This window comes from Actinomadura montaniterrae, from assembly GCF_008923365.1.
Lineage (GTDB): Bacteria > Actinomycetota > Actinomycetes > Streptosporangiales > Streptosporangiaceae > Spirillospora > Spirillospora montaniterrae.
The window spans coordinates 1-1412 of record NZ_WBMR01000479.1 but is presented as its reverse complement, the minus strand read 5'-3'; the positions used below and the strand labels follow the sequence as shown (position 1 = coordinate 1412).

Sequence of the window (1412 nt, the reverse complement as noted above, 5' to 3'; positions counted from 1 at the left end):
GCCCCGGACCGCACCCGCCACGCCGCCGCCGTCGCCGGCCGCGCCGCAGGCTCCCGGCGCCACCGCGCCGGACGGCCTCCCGCACCACGGCCCGGGCGCCGGCATGCCCGCACAGGACCCGGGAACGCCCGGCATGCCCGGGTTCCCGGGGATGCCCGGCCCGCCCGGCGCCCCTGGAATGCCGCTGCCGCCCGGGATGCCGCTGCCTCCCGGTATCGGGGGGCCGCCGCCGCGCGGCGGGCGGTTCAAGAAGCGGCTGGTGACCGGCGCGGGCGTCGCCGTGGTCGTGGCGGCCGCCGCGACCGTCGCCGTGGTGTTCATCTCCGACGACGACGGGGCCGGCAAGGCGCGCCCGAAGCCGTCGGCCACGGCGCCCTCGGCCTGGGCGCTGGAGGCGGGACGGCAGCTCACCTCCGGGCCCGGCTTCCGCTACCAGGGCACGCTCACCGCCGCGAACGGCCGCCCCGTCCAGGCCGACCTGCAGGTCACGACGGCGGGATCGGCGATCGGCACGCTCGCGGCGGGTCCGCTGAGCGCCGAGGTCGTCGCGGTCGGCGGCGACACCTACGTCAAGGCCGGCCCGCAGTTCTGGCGCGAGTACGCGGGCGAGAGCGCCCACCCCGACAACTACGCGGGCCGCTGGTCGAAGGCGCCCGCGTCCGTCCCCGGCTTCGACGTCCCGGACGTGCTCGGCGCGCAGGCGATCGCGAAGCTGCTCACCAAGGCGCCGGCGAAGCCGCCCACCGAGACCGTGAACGGCGTCCGCGCCTACAAGATCAAGACGTCGGGCGCGAACTACCTGGTGTCCGCCGCGGCGCCGTACCGGCTGCTCGCCGTGCAGGCGGCCGGGGCCGACGCCGCCCGGTTCAGCGTCGCCGACCTGCCGAACCCCGCCGCGCTGTTCGCGCGGCTGCGGCCGCGGGTGAAGGCGCTCGCGGGCGCCGCCGACCCGAACCTGCACTTCGACCCGGGCAAGCTCACCTTCGTCAACTGCGACCAGAACACGGCGGGATGCACGGTGCGCGTCCCGGCGACCCTGTCGTCGCCGGACACGGTGCCGGACGGCGCGCGCGCCGCGCTGCGCGCGTCGATCACCACCCGCGGCACGGCGCTCGGCTCCTGCACCTCGTCCGCGCCGGTGCCGTCCGACCGGTCGCTCGTGCTGACCTGCACCGTCGCCGGGCGGGCCTGGCGGACGTGGGTGAAGTCGGCGCTCGACCACCCCGGCTCCTACCCGTACTCGGCGCAGGCCCGGGTGATCGGCGAGGCGCTCACCGCCGCGGACGTCAGGTCGCTGCTCGCCAAGCTCGACAAGGAGCGGAGCGCCGTGGTGAAGAGCACACTGTCCGGCGCCCCCGGCGGCGCGACCGGCACCCCGGCGCCCGGCGCGAGCGGCGCGCCGGCGAGGACCG

1 protein-coding gene is annotated in these 1412 nt (G+C 77.9%); it reads left to right on the top strand.

Going from position 1 to position 1412, the window contains the following annotated elements; translation table 11 throughout:
* Positions 1–103: 103 nt before the first annotated feature.
* Positions 104–1412 (top strand): LolA-like protein (locus tag F9B16_RS50410; protein ID WP_225992703.1); only part of this gene is annotated, 1309 nt, incomplete at its 3' end.